General features: G+C 64.8%; 12 protein-coding genes. 5 read left to right on the forward strand and 7 right to left on the reverse strand.

The annotated features are described in order from the left end of the window. Positions 1 to 34: 34 nt before the first annotated feature. Positions 35 to 889: a 3-deoxy-8-phosphooctulonate synthase gene (gene kdsA / locus PO883_RS06325; protein WP_289308982.1), complete on the reverse strand. Its 855-nt coding sequence runs from the start codon at positions 887 to 889 to the stop codon at positions 35 to 37. Further along, entirely contained in the window at positions 886 to 2,565 is a 1,680-nt protein-coding gene (locus PO883_RS06330) for a CTP synthase (protein WP_289308983.1), read from the reverse strand. The genes kdsA and PO883_RS06330 overlap by 4 nt, the downstream gene beginning before the upstream one ends. A gap of 230 nt (positions 2,566 to 2,795) precedes the next feature. Between PO883_RS06330 and PO883_RS06335 the strand changes: the two genes are divergently transcribed. Together PO883_RS06335 and PO883_RS06340 are read left to right on the forward strand one after the other, a co-directional pair. Then, a complete protein-coding gene (locus PO883_RS06335) occupies positions 2,796 to 3,197 on the forward strand; it encodes a PRC-barrel domain-containing protein (RefSeq protein WP_289308984.1) in 402 nt (133 codons plus the stop codon). 264 nt (positions 3,198 to 3,461) lie between these two features. After that, positions 3,462 to 5,429 (forward strand): PQQ-binding-like beta-propeller repeat protein, encoded by a 1,968-nt coding sequence (locus PO883_RS06340; protein WP_289308985.1) that lies wholly within the window; start codon positions 3,462 to 3,464, stop codon positions 5,427 to 5,429. 56 nt (positions 5,430 to 5,485) lie between these two features. Here PO883_RS06340 and PO883_RS06345 read toward each other — a convergent pair whose 3' ends face one another. Beyond that, positions 5,486 to 8,650, reverse strand: coding sequence for an error-prone DNA polymerase (locus PO883_RS06345; RefSeq protein ID WP_289308986.1), 3,165 nt, complete (start codon positions 8,648 to 8,650; stop codon positions 5,486 to 5,488). Positions 8,651 to 8,741: 91 nt separating this feature from the next. Between PO883_RS06345 and PO883_RS06350 the strand changes: the two genes are divergently transcribed. The 3 genes from PO883_RS06350 (at position 8,742) to PO883_RS06360 (ending at position 12,705) form a co-directional block, all read left to right on the forward strand. Beyond that, a complete protein-coding gene (locus PO883_RS06350) occupies positions 8,742 to 9,539 on the forward strand; it encodes a PhzF family phenazine biosynthesis protein (RefSeq protein ID WP_289308987.1) in 798 nt (265 codons plus the stop codon). A 95-nt stretch (positions 9,540 to 9,634) separates the two neighbouring features. Continuing rightward, a complete protein-coding gene (locus PO883_RS06355; RefSeq protein ID WP_289308988.1) occupies positions 9,635 to 12,019 on the forward strand; it encodes a TonB-dependent receptor domain-containing protein in 2,385 nt (794 codons plus the stop codon). A gap of 131 nt (positions 12,020 to 12,150) precedes the next feature. Further along, positions 12,151 to 12,705: a hypothetical protein gene (locus PO883_RS06360; RefSeq protein WP_289308989.1), complete on the forward strand. Its 555-nt coding sequence runs from the start codon at positions 12,151 to 12,153 to the stop codon at positions 12,703 to 12,705. Positions 12,706 to 12,801: 96 nt separating this feature from the next. Here PO883_RS06360 and PO883_RS06365 read toward each other — a convergent pair whose 3' ends face one another. The 4 genes from PO883_RS06365 to PO883_RS06380 form a co-directional block, all read right to left on the reverse strand. Then, positions 12,802 to 14,145 carry an ATP-binding protein gene (locus PO883_RS06365; protein ID WP_289308990.1) on the reverse strand — a complete coding sequence of 448 codons (1,344 nt, stop codon included), beginning with the start codon at positions 14,143 to 14,145 and terminating at the stop codon, positions 12,802 to 12,804. Beyond that, a complete protein-coding gene (locus tag PO883_RS06370) occupies positions 14,142 to 14,804 on the reverse strand; it encodes a response regulator transcription factor (RefSeq protein ID WP_289308991.1) in 663 nt (220 codons plus the stop codon). The genes PO883_RS06365 and PO883_RS06370 overlap by 4 nt, the downstream gene beginning before the upstream one ends. A 42-nt stretch (positions 14,805 to 14,846) precedes the next feature. Beyond that, complete coding sequence (locus PO883_RS06375) at positions 14,847 to 16,406, reverse strand: DegQ family serine endoprotease (protein WP_289308992.1); 1,560 nt, start codon at positions 16,404 to 16,406, stop codon at positions 14,847 to 14,849. A 354-nt stretch (positions 16,407 to 16,760) separates the two neighbouring features. Further along, the gene (locus tag PO883_RS06380) at positions 16,761 to 17,216 is read right to left on the reverse strand and encodes an Hsp20 family protein (protein ID WP_289308993.1); all 456 of its coding nucleotides are present in this window, start codon (positions 17,214 to 17,216) and stop codon (positions 16,761 to 16,763) included. Between the last annotated feature and the right edge of the window lie 36 nt (positions 17,217 to 17,252).

Genomic DNA, 17,252 nt, shown 5'->3' on the forward strand with positions numbered 1-17,252 from the left:
ATCGGGACGGCGGCAAGTGCCGCACTACGCAAACTTACGCAAAGCTGGTTTCGAGGAAGCCGGCTTTCTTGACCACGCGGTCGAGTTCGACGAGGGTGGTGAGCAGTTCCTTCATGCGTCCGAGCGGCACGGCATTCGGGCCGTCCGAGAGCGCCTGGGCGGGGTTCGGGTGCGTTTCCATGAACAGGCCGGCGATACCGGCTGCCACGGCTGCGCGCGAGAGCACGGGAATGTGCTCGCGCTGGCCACCGGATGTGGTGCCCTGTCCGCCCGGCAGTTGTACCGAGTGGGTCGCGTCGAACACGACCGGGCAGTTCGATTCGCGCATGATCGCCAAGGAGCGCATGTCGGAGACCAGGTTGTTGTAGCCGAACGAGGCACCGCGCTCGCAGGCCATGAAGTTGTCTTCATTGAGGCCAGCGTCGCGCGCGGCCTGGCGCGCCTTGTCGATCACGTTCCTCATGTCGCCGGGCGCGAGGAACTGGCCCTTCTTGATGTTGACCGGCTTGCCCGACTGGGCGCAGGCGATGATGAAGTCGGTCTGGCGGCACAAAAAGGCCGGCGTTTGCAGCACGTCGACCACGCTCGAAACGGCAGCGATTTCTTCGATCGTGTGGATGTCGGTCAGCACCGGCACGCCGATTTCGCGGCGCACATCGGCCAGGATCTCGAGGCCCTTGTCCATGCCGGGACCGCGGAACGAGGTGCCCGAGGAGCGGTTGGCCTTGTCGAAGGACGATTTGTAGATGAACGGGATGCCCAGCGCCGAGGTGATTTCTTTCAGCGTGCCGGCGGTGTCCATCGCCATCTGGCGCGATTCGATCACGCAGGTGCCGGCGATGAGAAAAATCGGGTGCTCGAGGCCGACGTCAAAACCGCAAAGCTTCATGCTGCATCTCCTGTGGGTGCGGCCGCCGCTGCATGGCCATTGGCGGCCTGGTGCGCCAGCGCCGCCTTGATGAACGACGTAAACAGCGGGTGACCGGTGCGCGGCGTCGATTTGAACTCGGGATGGTACTGCACGCCCATGTACCACGGGTGCGCGTTCTCTCCGGTGCGCGGCAGTTCCATGATCTCGCACAAGTCTTCGGTCGGGGTGCGCGCCGACACGATCATGCCGGCCGCTTCGACCCGCGCCAGGTAGTGGTTGTTCGCTTCGTAGCGGTGGCGGTGGCGTTCGGTGACCACGCTGCCATAGATTTCGGCGGCCAGGGTGCCCGGATTGACCGCGCAGGTTTGCGCGCCCAGGCGCATGGTGCCGCCCAGGTCGGATTTTTCGTCGCGCTTTTCGACCTTGCCGTCATGGTTCTGCCACTCGTTGATGAGGGCCACGACCGGCTGGTCGGTGTCGGTGTCGAATTCGGTCGAGTTGGCGTTGGCCAGGCCAGCCTTGTGGCGCGCGTATTCGATCAGGGCCACTTGCATGCCCAGGCAGATGCCCAGGTAAGGGATCTGGTGTTCGCGGGCGTAGCGCGCCGCCATGATCTTGCCTTCCACGCCGCGCTTGCCGAAGCCGCCCGGTACCAGGATCGCATCGTACTTGGCCAGGTGCTCGCAACCCTTGGTTTCGATGTCTTCCGAGTCCAGGTATTCGATGTTGACCCGGCTTTCGGTGTGGATGCCGGCGTGGCGCAGCGCTTCGGTGAGCGATTTGTACGATTCGGTCAGGTCGACGTATTTGCCAACCATGCCGATGGTGACGGCCGCTTTCGGGTTTTCCAGCGCGTAGATCAGCTTGGTCCACATCGACAGGTCGGCCGGCGGCGCTTCCAGGCCGAGCGCTTCCAGGATGATGGCATCCAAACCCTGGTCGTGCAGCATCTGCGGCACCTTGTAGATGGTGTCGGCGTCCCACACCGAGATCACGGCCTGCTCTTCGACGTTCGAGAACAGCGAGATCTTGGCGCGTTCGTCGTCCGGAATCGGACGGTCGGCGCGGCACAGCAGCGCGGTCGGGGTGATCCCGATTTCGCGCAGCTTTTGCACGCTGTGCTGGGTCGGCTTGGTTTTCAGTTCGCCCGCCGAAGCGATGTACGGCACCAGCGTCAGGTGCACGAAGGCGGCCGATTTGCGCCCGGCGCGCAGCGACAGCTGGCGCGCCGCTTCCAGGAAGGGCAGCGATTCGATGTCGCCCACGGTGCCGCCGATTTCCACCAGCGCCACGTCCACGCCTTCGGCGCCGCGGTAGATGTAATCCTGGATCTCGTTGGTGATGTGCGGGATCACCTGCACCGTCTTGCCGAGGTATTCGCCACGGCGTTCCTTGCGGATCACCGATTCGTAGATCTGGCCGGTGGTGAAGTTGTTCACCTTGCGCATGCGGGTGCTGATGAAGCGCTCGTAGTGGCCCAGGTCGAGGTCGGTTTCGGCGCCATCGTCGGTGACGAAGACTTCGCCATGCTGCATCGGGCTCATCGTGCCGGGATCGACGTTGATGTACGGGTCGAGCTTGAGCATGGTGACTTTAAGGCCGCGCGATTCGAGGATCGCGGCGAGAGAGGCGGCGGCAATCCCTTTTCCAAGGGAAGACACAACGCCACCGGTGACGAAGACAAATTTGGTCATTGCAGATGGTGCCGAACGGCACGTGCGGGAAATTGAAATTATACCTTAAACCGGCCAATGCTTCCGTAAAACAAGGTAAAAAACAGCAACGGCGGCGCAGCGGGCGGTACCGTCGGGGATGCCGTATTGATCAATTTGAAAGATTACCGATTGCTTATTCGGTGTGCGCCAACGAGCAGACATGATCTTGCTCAAGCCTCAGGATTGAACTTTTACCACAGGAGGTCAAAATGTCCTACGAAGAACGCGATGCTTATGGCATGTATGTCGACAAGGGCTCGAAAGGCCCGGGTCCTGAACTGATGGGTGCGGATACCCTGATCGGCGACCACGTGCACAATCTGAAGAACGAGCATCTGGGTGAAATCAAGGAAATCATGCTGGACATGCGCACCGGTAAGATCGCGTATGCCGTCATGTCGAGTGGTGGCGTGCTGACCATCGGCGAAAAACTGTTTGCCGTGCCCTGGTCGGCGTTGACGCTCGACACCGCCAACAAGCGCTTCACGCTCGACATCGAGAAAGATCGCATCGAGAACGCGCCAGGTTTCGATACCGATCACTGGCCGGATATGGCCAACCAGCAATGGTCGAGCCAGATTCACAGCTACTACGGCACCAGCGCACACTAAGCGCCCCCGGCTCCATCGCGCGCGCCCGCCTTCCCGCCAGGGCGGGGGCGTTGCGTGCGGGGTGCGGTAGCGCTTGCCGCCCCGCCCCCCGTCGTTCCCCTTTCCGACCTCGCTTCCCGCGCTTGCCGCCCCCCCCCCCCTTCCCGCACTGTTTTCCGCACCTTTTCCCTGCTCGATGCGCCCCGCGCGCTTGTCGCCTAGCTTGCCTGCAAGCTATAATTTCCTTTTATTAATTTTGCCGGCATGGCAACAATAAGGAATACGATGCATCGATTCACACGTTTACTCGCCTGCCTGCTGGCACCGGCCTGGCTGGCCGCCTGCGGTGGCGGTGGCAATGGCGGCGCCAGCGACAAGCCGCCGGTCACCGTCGTGCCTGGCGACAAACCACCCGTCACTGTCGCCGCCGGTGGCGACTGGCTGACCATCCATGGCGCGGCGCTGGAGATCGGCATGGCCGAAGGCCAGACCAGCGCTTTCGGGATGGATATCTCGCTTTCCCGCACCCCGTCCAGGCCATTCAATCTGGGCATCGTCGATGGCGGCGGACTGATCGCCTCGTCCGACGTGTTGGCGGGCACGGCGCGCCATTACTCGGCCACCATGCGCAGTTCGAGCGACCTCCAGCCCGGCACCCACCGCAGCACCCTGGAACTGCGCGCCTGCGAGGATGATCCCCGAGTCTGCGCCAAGCCGCTCGAAGGCTCGCCCTGGCGCCTGCCGCTGACCATCAACGTCAAGCCGAAGACCGATACCAGCGGGCGCATGCGCTTCGCGCCGGCCATGGCCGAGATCACCATGCAGGCTGGCCAGGCGGCCAGCCTGACGGTCGAGGCCAGCACCAGTAGCGTGCTGGGCGAGAAGGTCCATGTGGCGCTGATCGACCCGGCCGGTATCCTCGCCGCGCCGGTCGGCGTGCGCACGCTGTCCGACAGGCAGTTCGCGGCCACCCTGGTACCCGCCAATGGCCTGGCGCCCGGCGTCTACACCAGCAAGCTCGAAATGCGCGCCTGCGCCGACGATGCGGCCGTGTGCCATCTGCCCTACGCCGGTTCGCCCTGGACGCTGGCGCTCAAGGTGACCGTCCTGCCCGCCGACAGCGTGAAACCCCTGCCGGTGCTGCCGCAACTGGGGCCATGGAGCACGTACCGGGGCAATCCGGCGCATACCGGCTATGTGCCGGCCAGCTTCGATCCGGCCAGCTTCGCGCTGCGCTGGCAGCGCCTGTTCGAGAACAAGGATGGCAGGGTGACCGCGCCGGCCCACGATAACGGCCTGGTATTCCAGGGCGTGGTCACGTATCGCGGCGATCGCGCCGCGCTGGTCGCCATCAGCGAGGAGAGCGGCACCGAAGTCTGGCGCACCAGCCTGGGCCTGCCCTTCCCGGTCCTGACAAGCCACCTGAATCCGCCGGCCGCCGCCAACGGCAAGGTGTACCTGACTTCGACCAGCAGCGACGAGGCCTCGCTGTGGGTGTTCGAGCAGAAAACCGGCAAGCTGCTGAGCCGCCAGAAAATGGACACGCAGGGCCGCTATGCGCTGGCGCCGACCGTGCTCGGCGACACGCTGTATGCGCCGAATGGCAGCGCCGGTGGCTTGAGCCAGTTCCGCGCCGGCAGCCAGCAGCCCGCCTGGAGCAGCGCCCTGCCCGCTTTTGCCGACTGGACCCCGGCGGTCGATGCCAGCCATGCGTATGTGTATCTGGACGGGCGCCTGTACGCCATGGGCGTGGCCGACGGCCGGCTCGCCTACCAGGTGGACGATCCGGATCACCTGTGGCCCAGCTATAGCGGCGGCACGCCGGTCCTGTCGGATAATCAATTCGGTTTTGTCTCGGATAGCGGCCGTCTGGTCGCGTTCAACCTGGCCAAGCGCACGCACGCCTGGACGCTCCAGGGAAAACGGGTGAGCACACCGTCCTATGCCAAGGGCGTGCTGTACCTGTTCAACAATACCGGCAATGCGCTGGAAGCGTATGCGCCGGACTCCGGCAAGCTGCTGTGGACGGCGGCGAAGCTGAGCGACCCGGCCGACGCCACCTGGTTCGACCAGCTGGTCGTGACCGATAACCTGGCCTTCATCAGTTCCGAGGTCAGCACCCTGGCGATCGACTTGGCCAGCGGCAAGACTGTGTGGCGCTATGCGCTGGGGGGCAAGCTGTCGATCTCGGATCGGGGCATGCTGTATATCGTGAACAGGAGCGGACGGGTGGCCGCGATCGGTTTGCAGTGATCCGCCGCGGGCGCTGAAGACCTTGCGAATCAGAGCTCTGAGCCCGGTTAAGGGGGCTAGCAAAAATCGCGGCTGCTGGTGTCGAGGCGGCCCATCAGGTGCGACAGGTCGACCAGGCGCTTGGCCACCAGGTGCCGCACTTGGCCGTCGCTTTGCCACACGCCGTACACGCCCAGCAAGCTCGCGCCCAGCACTTCGCGCCGCTGTTGTTCCACCAGGCTGGGCCAGACGATCACGTTCACGTTGCCGGTCTCGTCTTCGATGGTGACGAACAGCACGCCCTTGGCCGTCGCCGGCCGCTGCCTGACGGTGACGATGCCGCAGGCGCGCGCCAGCTGCCCCTGCTTGTAGCCGTTCAGTTGCGCGGCCGGCAGGAAGCGCTGCTCCAGCAGGCGCGCGCGCAGCAGCGCCAGCGGGTGCCGTCCCAGGGTCAAGCCCTGCGCGCGGTAGTCGCCGACAATATCTTCGCCTTCGCTCGGGGCATGCAGCAGCGGCACCTCTTCCTCGGGCGTGGTGGGGCGCAGCAAGTCCTTGTCGGGCACCGCGCCCACCGCTTGCCACAGCGCCTGGCGCCGGTTGCCGGCCAGGCCATGCAGGGCATTGGCGCCGGCCAGCACCTGCAGGTCGTGCCGGTCCAGGGCGGCGCGGCGCGCGAGCTCGGCCACGCTCTCGAACCCGCGCACGGCGCGCGCCTCTTCAATCCGCGCCGCCGACGCGGGACGCATGCCGCGCTGCAGCGACAGCCCCAGCCGCACCGCCGGCTGCGCGCCCTCCCCCGCTTCCAGGCTGGAATCCCAGCCGCTGATGGCCACGTCCGCCGCGCGCACCTCGATGCCGTGGCGGCGCGCATCCTGCACCAGTTGCGAGGGGCTGTAGAAACCCATCGGCTGGCTGTTGAGCAAGGCGCATAAAAACGCGGCCGGTTCGTGGCACTTGAGCCAGGAACTGGCGTAGGCCAGCAGCGCGAAACTGGCCGCGTGCGATTCGGGAAAGCCGTATTCGCCGAAACCCTTGATCTGGTTGAAGATCGATTCGGCAAATTCCAGCGTGTAGCCACGCTCGAGCATGCCGCTGACGATCTTGTCGTAGTATTTTTCCAGCCCACCCTTGCGTTTCCAGGCGGCCATGGCGCGCCGCAGCTGGTCCGCCTCGCCGGCGCTAAAGCCGGCCGCGATCATCGCCACCTGCATCACCTGTTCCTGGAAAATCGGCACGCCCAAGGTGCGTTCCAGCGCGACCTTCAGTTCTTCCTTGGGATACAGGGGCTGTTCCAGCCCCTGGCGCCGGCGCAAATAGGGATGGACCATGCCGCCCTGGATCGGCCCCGGCCGCACCACCGCCACTTCGATCACCAGGTCGTAAAAGGTGCGCGGCAGCATGCGTGGGAGCATGCTCATCTGCGCGCGCGATTCGATCTGGAACACGCCCACCGTGTCGGCCGCGCAAATCATGTCGTAGGTGGCGCGGTCGTCGGCCGGGATGTCCTGCATCGAAAACACCGTGCCGCGCAGCTCGCCCACCAGGTCGAATGCGCGCCGCAACACCGAGAGCATGCCCAGCGCCAGCACATCGACTTTCAGCAAACCGAGTTCTTCGAGGTCATCCTTGTCCCACTGGATCACGCTGCGCTCCGGCATGCTGGCGTTTTCGATCGGCACCAGGCGCGACAGCTTGCCGGCGGCGATCACGAAGCCGCCCGGGTGTTGCGACAGATGGCGCGGAAAGCCGAGCAGGCGCTGGGCCAGGGTGGCCCATTGCTGGGCCAGCGGGGAATCGGGGTCGAGCCCGCATTCGGCCAGGCGTTTGACGAGGTCGTCCTTGCTGTCGAACCAGTGGTGCGTCTTGGCGACTTTTTCGACAATCGCCAGGTCGACCCCGAGCGCCTTGCCGCTGTCGCGCAGGGCGCTCTTGGGCCGGTAGCTGATCACCACGGCGGCCAGGGCGGCGCGCGCACGGCTGTATTTGTTGTAGATGTACTGGATCACTTCTTCGCGCCGCTGGTGCTCGAAGTCGACGTCGATGTCGGGCGGTTCGTCCCTTTCCCTGGAAATGAAGCGCCCGAACAGCAGGTTGCCGCGCGCCGGGTCGACTTCGGTGATGCCGAGGCAATAGCACACGGCCGAATTGGCGGCCGAGCCGCGCCCCTGGCACAGGATCCCGATCGAACGCGCATGGCGCACGATGTCGTACACGGTCAAAAAATACGCTTCGTAGCGCAGTTCGCCGATCAGCTGGAGTTCGGTTTCGAGCTGTTCCTGCACCTTGGCCGGTATGCCGAGCGGAAAGCGGTGGTGGGCGCCGATATAGGTTTCGGCGCGCAGGTAGCCGGACGGGGTCTGGCCGGGCGGCACCAGTTCGTCCGGGTATTCGTAGCGCAGCTGGTCGAGCGAAAAGGTGCACAGGCGGGCGATGCGCAGCGTTTCAGCCAGGGCCTCGGGGCTGTACAGATTGGCCAGGCGCAGGCGCGCGCGCAGGTGCTGTTCGGCATTTTGCGCCAGCGCATAGCCGCACTCGTCCACGGGCGTGTTGAGGCGGATCGCGCACAGGGTGTCGTGCAGGGGCTTGCGCGAGCGCACGTGCATGCAGACGTGGCCCAGCGCCACCACGGCCAGCCCGTGCTGCCAGGCGACTTCCTCGACCGTGGCGCGGTGCGCTTCATCAAAAGCGCGGTGCAGCAGGGTCAGGCCCAGCCAGGCGCGCCCGGGAAAGGTGGCGGCCATCCAGGCGGCCTGGGTGTGCAGGCGGTCGAGCTCGGCCGCATCGTGGCCGGGATAGGCGGGCAGCAGGATCGCCAGGCAGTCGGGCATGCCGGCCAGGTGGGCCTGGGCCGGCGCGGGCGAGGCCAGGTCGGCCGGGGTGAGCAGGTAAGTCCCCTTGGCCGTACGCGTGCGCGCCAGGGTGATCAGTTCAGCCAGGTTGCCGTAGCCATTGCGGTTCTTGGCCAGCAAGATCAGCGATAGGGCCGCGCTGCCATCGGCATGGCGCAGGTGGAAGTGGGCGCCGATGATCAGGGGCAGCGCCGCCTTCTTGGCTTCGGCGTGGGCCCGCACCACCCCGGCCAGCGAACATTCGTCGGTGATGGCCAGCGCCGCGTAGCCGAGCTGGACGGCGCGGGCCACCAGTTCCTCGGCGTGCGAGGCGCCGTGCAGGAAGGTAAAGTTGCTCAGACAATACAACTCGGCGTAGTCGGGCAGGCTGGGGGCGGGGGCGGCGGTACTCATGAAAAAAATATTACAATCAAATGTATTAGGGAAAATACTGTATGGAAACACAGTATAAGCTTTTCGCATTTCTTACCAATTGGGAATAACTATGCAGGTGCATACGGTGCGCTGTTTTGGTGCAGCGCCGGGCCACGGCAATGTGGCGCTGGTGATCGAAGACGGGCCGGCCGCGCCCGCGGCGCGCCAGGCGTTTGCGCAGGCCCAGCCGCATCCGGCCTGCGTCTTTCTCGACCCTGGATTGCAGCAAAACTGGATCGCCGACTATTACTACCCGCACGCCAGGAGTCCCCTGTGCCTGCACGCCACCCTGGGCGCGGCGCAGGTGCTGTTCGCGCGCGCCGGGCAGGCGGCGCCGGACCTGGTACTGGCCACGGCAATGCGCGGGCAAGCCTTGCGCCTGAGCCGGCAAGGGGAGGATGTTTTCGTCGCCCTGCAGCCCCAGGACGTGCCCGACGTCGCGGTCGATGCCGCGCTGGCGGCCTGGCTGCTGGACCAGCCCGGCCTGAGGCTGGCGGCCGCGCCCGTGCTGGCCTCGGTCGGCAGTCCCAAGCTGCTCATTGAAGTGCCTGAGCGCGCCACCCTGCTTGCCTTGCGCCCACCGCTCGAGCGCATCCTCGACTGGGGCGGCGCGCATGGCGTGAGCGGCTGCTATGTGGTGTGCCGCATCGGCGAGGATGCCTACGAAGGGCGCAACTTCAACCACCTCGATCCGGCCATGGAAGACCGCGCCACCGGGGTGGCGGCCGGCGCCCTGGCGGCCCACCTGGGCCGCGCCATCACCCTGCACCAGGGTGGTGCGCTGGGTGCGCCCTGCCTGATCCGCACCCGGGTGCAGGATGGCGCGATCCTGGTGGGCGGGCGGGCCGAGCCCGTGCCCGGCGATTGACAACGTTGTCATTGCACCACACCGCGCTGGACTGGTGCGGCGAAAATTGCATTAGAATCATTCACCTTTCGATAATAAAACCCGGAGACTGTCGCGTGTTCACTACCACCCCTTTACGTAGGTCCGTCTTGCTCGCTTTGTACGGCGGAGCCGCTTTCGCCGTGTACGCCCCCGCCAGCTTTGCCCAGTCGGGCCAGCAAGCCACCAAGGAAGAAGTCATCCCCAGCGTCAGCGTGGTCGGTTCGCGCCGCGTCTCGGCCACCTCCGCCACCGATACGGCGGTCCCGGTCGATCTGATTCCCATGACCCGCATGGCCGAGCAAGGCGGCCAGTTCGACCTGGCCCAGACCCTGACCTATATCTCGCCATCGTTCAATTCCACGCGCCAGAGCGGGGCCGATGGCGCCGACCTGGTCGATTCGGCCGCCCTGCGCGGCCTCGGTTCCGACCAGACCCTGGTGCTAATGAACGGCAAGCGCCGTCATAGCACCTCGCTGGTGAACATCTTCGGCGCCCGCAACCGCGGCAATACCGGCACCGACATGAATGCAATTCCGCTGCTGGCGGTGAAAAACATCCAGGTGCTGCGCGATGGCGCCGCCGCCCAGTACGGCTCCGACGCGATCGCCGGGGTCATCAATATCGAACTGAAACGCTCGCTCGGCTGCGAAAGCGTGCTCGGCGCGGGCCAGTATTCGGCCGGCGACGGCAAGAATGTCCTGGCCTCGGCTTACTGCGGCGTGGCCGTGGGCGGCGGGGTGGTCGGCATCACGGGCGAGTATCTCGACCGCGGCCGCTCGAACCGGGCCGACGCGGGCAGCCTACGCACCATCGGCGACAGCAAGGTCCAGAACCAGACCCTGTACCTGAATGGCGACATTCCCCTGGTTGACGGCAAGCTGTATTTCACGGCCGGCACCCAGAAGCGCGACGCTTCCTCGGCCGCCTTCGGCCGCGGTCCGGACCAGATTCCGACGCGCAATGCGCAAGCCATGTACCCGAACGGCTTCGCGCCCTTCATCAATGCCGACATCGACGACCATTACGGCACCATCGGCTATCGCGCCAAGCTGGGCGAGTGGAATGCGGATTTCTCGCAAACCTATGGCTACAACAAGATGCATTACAACGTCAGCAATACGCTCAATGCCTCGATCGCCAACCTCGACCTGATCAAGGGCGGCAAGGGCGTGTCGGCCTCGCAATTCGACGCGGGCGGTTTCGCGGCCACCCAGCTGACCACCAATGCCGACGCCAGCCGCTTCTATCCGAACATCCTGAGCGGCATGAACCTGGCCTTCGGCGCCGAGTTCCGCAAGGAAAATTATGAAATTTTCGCCGGTGAAGCCGGTTCCTACAACGATGTCGACGGTGCCGGCTTCGGGGGCGACCCGGGCAGCCAGGGCTTCCCGGGCTTCCGTCCGGGCGACGCGACCGACCGCAGCCGCCATAGCGTGGCCGCCTACGTCGATGTCGAGACCGACATCACCGAGCGCCTGAAAGTGCTGTCGGCCGTGCGCTATGAAAAATTCAGCGACTTCGGCAACAGCGTGACCGGCAAGCTGGCCGCCGCCTTCAAGATCAGCGACAGCGTGCTGGTGCGCGGTTCGGCCAGTACCGGCTTCCGCGCGCCATCGCTGCAGCAAGGCTACTTCTCGTCGACGTTTACCGAGTTCGTCAACGGCAATCCGGTCGATTCGGTGTTCGCGCCGAACGGCGGCAACGTGGCCAACGCGATCGGCATTCCCAAGCTGAAGGAAGAAAAATCGGTCAGCTTCACCCTGGGCGGCACCTGGACGCCGACCCCGACCACCTCGGTCACGGCCGACCTGTACCGCATCGCCATCGATGACCGCATCGTGTTTTCCGGCCGCTTCGACGCCGACAACTACGCGCCCATCGTGCCGCTGCTGAGCAGCCTGGGCGTGGGCGCGGCCCAGTTCTTCGTCAATTCGATCGATACCAAGACCCAGGGCCTGGACTTGACCGTATCGAACCGCAGCGAAGTGGCGGGCGGCAAGCTCAATACCTTCCTGGCCATGAACATCAGCAAGACCGAAGTGACGGGCGTGAATGCGCCGGCCGCGTTCAAGGGCTATGAAGACGTGCTGCTGTCCGAGCGCGAACGCCTGTTCCTGGAACAGGGCGGACCGCGGCGCAAGGCCACCCTGGGCTTCGAGTATTTGCTGGGCAAGATCGGCACCGATTTCAAGGTGATCCATTTCGGCAAGCAAATCCTGGGCACCTGGTCCGGTGCGCCAACCCCGAACCAGGTGTACAAGCCGAAGACCTCGGCCGACCTGAGTTTTACGTATAATTTCAGCGACAAGACCAAGCTGACCCTGGGCGGCGCGAACATTTTCAGTGTCAAGCCGACCGAGCAGAATCCGGACGAGACCGACAATGGCTTCAAGTACGAGTCGGTCCAGTTCGGGATGAATGGCGCGTCGTACTTTGCCCGCCTGTGGCATAAGTTTTAAGTGAAGCGCTAGCCAGGCAGGTAGCTATCCAGGTAGCTACGCAGTAAGGGGCAGACATCGTCTGCCCTTTTGCATTATTGTGTCGGCTGGCCCCTTGTGGGCAGCCCTGTGATTGTTGAAAAGGATTGAGAATGAAACCAACTTACGCGCTGGCATTGGCCGCGCTGTTCGCCTGCGTGCCGCTGACGCGTGCAGGCGCAGCCGCTCCTGCCGCTCCTGCTGTCCCCGCCGCCTCGGTAGCCGTGACGACGCCCGATGCGGCCCGGGTGCAGGCTGTGCAAGCCATGCTCGCTGCCATGCAGTCGGAAAAAATGATGCGCTCGGTGGCCGGTGCGAGCCGCTATGCGAATGAAGAGCAGCGCGCCAGCGTGTTCGCCAAGCTCGACAAGGTAGCGCCGCAAGAAATTTACCAGCGCCTGGCCACGCCCGTGGCGCGCGTGATCGGGGTGCAGACGGCCAATGAATTGACGGCATTTTATGCGTCGGATTACGGCAAACGCTTGCTGCAGCAAACGTATAACAGCCGGGCCAGCATGTTCCCGCCGGAACCGCCGGTGCCGAATCCGGCCGAGAAGAAGATGCTCAAGCGGCCGGAACTGGTGCAGGCGCGCAAGGAGCTGGCGGGTGCCGACGCGACCATCCGGCATGAAGCGTTTGTGCTGTTGCAGGCGATTATCAAAAAGTAAGGCTGGGCTAGGTCGTCACCTCAGCCCCGACATTCCTGGCACTGCCAGAAACGACGGGGCTGCGGTCGGGGTCATGCGGTCAGGGTCAGACCCCGGTTAGCCGGCGTCGGCCTTGCTCGCTGCGGGGAAGTCGATGCGCACGCTCAGGCCGCCCAGTTTGGGCGATTCGCCCAGACTCAGCCTGGCCCCGTGGCGCTCGGCGATGGCCTTGATGATCGCCAGCCCCAGCCCGCTACCGCTGGCCTCGCTGCCGGCGATGCGGTAAAAGCGGTTGAACACGCGCTCTCTTTCCTCTGCCGGAATGCCCGGCCCGCTGTCTTCCACCACCAGGCTGGCGCCCTTGCCCTCGCCTGTCACGCTGATATCGACCGTGCCGCCGGCCGGGGTATATTTCAAGGCGTTATCGACCAGATTGCGCAGCATGATCATCAGCGCGTCCGGCTGGCCCGCCACCTGCACCGCGTCGGCGCGCGTGAGCCCCAGGTCGATGCCGCGCGTCTGCGCCGCGCCCGCCAGATCGGACAGCGCACGCCGGGCCAGCTCGGCCAGGTCGACCGCCTGCGTCTTGACCCCGCTGGCCGCGCTCGCCTCCTGGCGCGCCAGCACCAGCAATTGTTCCACCAGCCGGGTGGCGCGCTCGATGCCGGCCGTCAGGCGGCCGATGGCCACCCCGCGCGCTTCCGGACTGTCGGCCCGCTCCAGGCTCAGCGCCTGCAGTTTCAGCGCTTGCAGCGGCGTGCGCAACTCGTGCGCGGCATCGGCCACGAAATGCTGCTGGGCGTCGAAGGCGGTTTTCACGCGCCCGAACAAGAGGTTCAATTCCTGCACCAGCGGCAGCACTTCGTCCGGCAAATCCGCTTCCGACACGGGCGAGAGATCGTCGGCCTGGCGCGCCGCCACCTGGGCGCGCACGCGCGCCACCGGTTGCAGCGAACCGCTCACCACCCACCACACGACCAGCATCAGGATCGGCATCATCACCGCGATCGGCCCGACCGTGCGCAGCGCCAGGTTGCCGGCCATATTGCGCCGCACCGCCATGTCCTGGGCGATTTGCAGGGTCTGGGTAGGGGTTTGCACCGAGAACACGCGGTAGGTGGTGTTGTTGGCCTTGACGTTGGAAAAACCAAGCACCGCGTGCTGCGGCAGGCGCGCGCGCGATACCGTGCGGAATACCTGGACCCCGTCCGGGGTCCAGACTTGCACCATCAGGTCGTTGTTTTCGGCGTCCGCTTCGACATTGGCCGCCGCTTCGGTATTGGCCAGCGGCGCGCTGGAGCGCAGCGACAAGGCCATCTGCTGCATGTGGTAATCAAAAATCTGGTCGGCGTCGGACAGGGCCGTGCGGTACGCGATCGAGGCTTGGGCAACGGCGGCAATACTGATGGCCGCAAGCAAAAACCACAACAGACGGCCGCGCAGCGAGTGCGCCAGGTTCATAGTTTGGGCACCATGTAGCCGACCCCGCGCACGTTCTGGATCAGTTCGCTACCCAGCTTCTTGCGCAAGCCGTGGATATAGACTTCCACGGCATTGCTGCTCACTTCATCGCGCCAGCTGTACAGCTTTTCTTCGAGCTGGGCGCGCGAGAGCACCACGCCAGGACGGGCGATCAGCGCTTCGAGCACCGCCCACTCCCGCGCCGACAGGGTCACGGCGCTGCCGTCGACCTGCACTTCGCGGGTGGCGGGGTTGATGCTGATGGCATTGTATTCAAAGATCGGTTCGCCGCGTCCGGCGGCGCGCCGCAGCAAGGCGCGGATGCGCGCCAGCAACTCGTCGAGGTCGTAGGGTTTGAGCACGTAGTCGTCGGCCCCGGCGTCCAGGCCGGCAATGCGCTGCTCGACCGCGTCGCGCGCGGTCGCCACCAGCACCGGGGTGCGGTCCTTGCGCGTGCGCATGGCGCGCAGCACTTCCAGGCCATCCTTGCGCGGCAGCCCCAGGTCGAGCAAGACCAGGTCATAGCTTTGCGACTGGCGCAGGGCCGTGTCGGCCATTTCGCCATCCTTGACCCAATCGACCGCGTAGTGCTCGGCCCTGAGCAGGTCGAGCACCACTTCGCCGATCATCGTATCGTCTTCCACCAGCAGCAGCCGCATCACATCCTTCTTTCTCGAACCGGCTGGCGGAACAAAGCACAATTACCCGATCCGCACCGGAATGAAGATTCTGTCATTACCGCGCTGAATCAGCAAGGCCACCGACTTGCTGGCCTTGCCCACCACATCGCGCACCTGCTCGACCGAATTGACGGCACGGCCATTGACGGACAGTAAAACATCGCCCGGCTGCACCCCGGCATTCAAGGCGGCGCCGGCCGCATCCTCGATCACCAGGCCCGACGCGATGCCGGACTGGCGCTTCTCGTTGGGCTCGAGCGGACGCAGGGCCAGGCCCAGTTTCGCGCTCTGGTCGGCGCCGGCGGCCGGTTCGCGCTCGTCTTGCGCCACCTTGTCGCTGGCATTGGCCAGGCGCGCATCGATACGCACGATCTTGCCGTCGCGCCAGACGTCGAGGCTGACCTTGTCGCCTGGCTGGGCCACGCTGAGCATGGCCGGCAAATCGCCCGAGGCAATGATCGGCTGGCCGTTCAGCTTGCGGATGATATCGCCCGACTTGATGCCCGCCTTGTCGGCCGCGCCACCTTTTTCCACATTCGACACCAGCGCGCCCTCGGGCGAGTCGAGCTTGAAGGAATCGGCGAAACCCTGGTTCACTTCCTGGATCGCTATGCCGAGCTTGGCATGCTGCACCTTGCCGGTGGAAACGATCTGTTCCTTGATGCGGTAAGCCACGTCGATCGGAATGGCGAACGACAAGCCCATATAGCCGCCGGTCTGGCTATAGATCTGCGAATTGATGCCGACCACTTCGCCCTTGGTATTGAACAGGGGACCGCCCGAGTTGCCGGGATTGACGGCGACGTCGGTCTGGATGAACGGCACCTGGCTATCGTCGGGCAGGGAGCGGCCCTTGGCGCTGACCACCCCGGCCGTGACCGAGCTTTCCAGGCCGAAGGGCGAACCGATCGCCAGCACCCATTCACCGACCTTGAGATCGCTTGATTTGCCGATTGGCACCACCGGCAGGTTCTTGGCGTCGATCTTGAGCACCGCCACATCGGTCTTGGGGTCCGAGCCGAGCACCTTGGCGCGGTATTCGCGCCGGTCCTGCAGCTTGACCGTGACTTCCTTGGCGTCGCGCACCACGTGCGCGTTGGTCAGGATGACACCGTCCGGGCTGATAATGAACCCGGAACCGGCGCCAAAAACGGGCGTGTCGCGTTGTTGTCCACGGGGCATCTGCGGCCCCTGGAAGCGACGGAAAAATTCGTAAAATGGGTCGTCCTCATCGAATTGCGGGACGCGGCCGCGCTGCTGGCCCATGGCCGTCTTGGTGCTGCCCATCACGCGGATATTGACCACGGCGGGGCCGTTGCGCGACACCAGTGCGGTGAAGTCGGGCAACACGACGCCGGCCGCGACCGGCGCGGGGGCGCCTGGATTGACCGGCGTGCCCGTGGCGGCGGGTACTGCCGAAGCGAGCAGCGGTGTGGCGGGCGCGACGGCAGCGGACGAAGCGACTGCGTTGTTATGGTTGACCGCGATCGCACCAACCGCTCCCCCGATGGCGCCGGCGGCGGCAAGGGCAAGCGTGAGACGCTTAGCGGTGATGACAGTGATGGCACCTTCGTTATGCATGGACGTACTCCTGGTTTGAAAGGATATGTTCAGTGACCGTGTGGTCAATGAGGCTTGTTGTTGTATGTTGATGCGTTTGCTACTGTCTGCTGCTATTTGCTACTGTTTGCTGCTGTTTGCTGCTGTTTGCTGCTGTTTGCCAAGACCCTTTTCTTGACCACCTGATGCCTGGTCGATGATGCGATGATGTAATCATGCGGCAGCAGACTTAGGGTTGTCTTAATCCCGGCTCGCGTGCGGCTAATCGTTTGCGGCAGTGAAGGGCGACCGCAGCGCACGTGGAACGGGGCGCCCCTTGCCGCGGGCGCCCCGGTGTCACTTAGCCTGGCTCGCTACAAGCCGGGCTGGGCCTGGTCAGGCCGCCTGGCGCTGCTCCAGCACCTGCACATGGTCGCCACCGTCGATGACGATCTTGCGCGGCTTGAGGGCCTCGGGCACTTCGCGCACCAGTTCGATCGTCAGCATGCCGTTGTCGAACGAGGCGGTGGTGACCTTGACGTGGTTCGCCAGCTGGAAGCGCTGCTCGAAATCACGTGCCGCGATGCCGCGGTGCAGGTAGGTACGCTGCGTGTCCTCTTTCTGCTTGCGGCCGGTGATCTGCAGGCTGTCGCGCTCGGCGATGATCTCGACTTCCGAGCGGTCGAAGCCAGCCAGTGCCATCACAATCCGGTACTTGTCGTCGCTCACCAGTTCGATGTTGTACGGTGGATAGCTGGGCTGCGCGTCGGCGCGCTGCGATTCCAGCATATTGGCCAGACGGTCGAAGCCGATAGCGGAACGATAGAGAGGAGCCAGGTCGAATGTACGCATGATAAATATCCTTTTAGAAGTTAAGCGATAAGTTGA

Source organism: Massilia sp. DJPM01, from assembly GCF_030348125.1.
Lineage (GTDB): Bacteria > Pseudomonadota > Gammaproteobacteria > Burkholderiales > Burkholderiaceae_D > Telluria_A > Telluria_A frigida.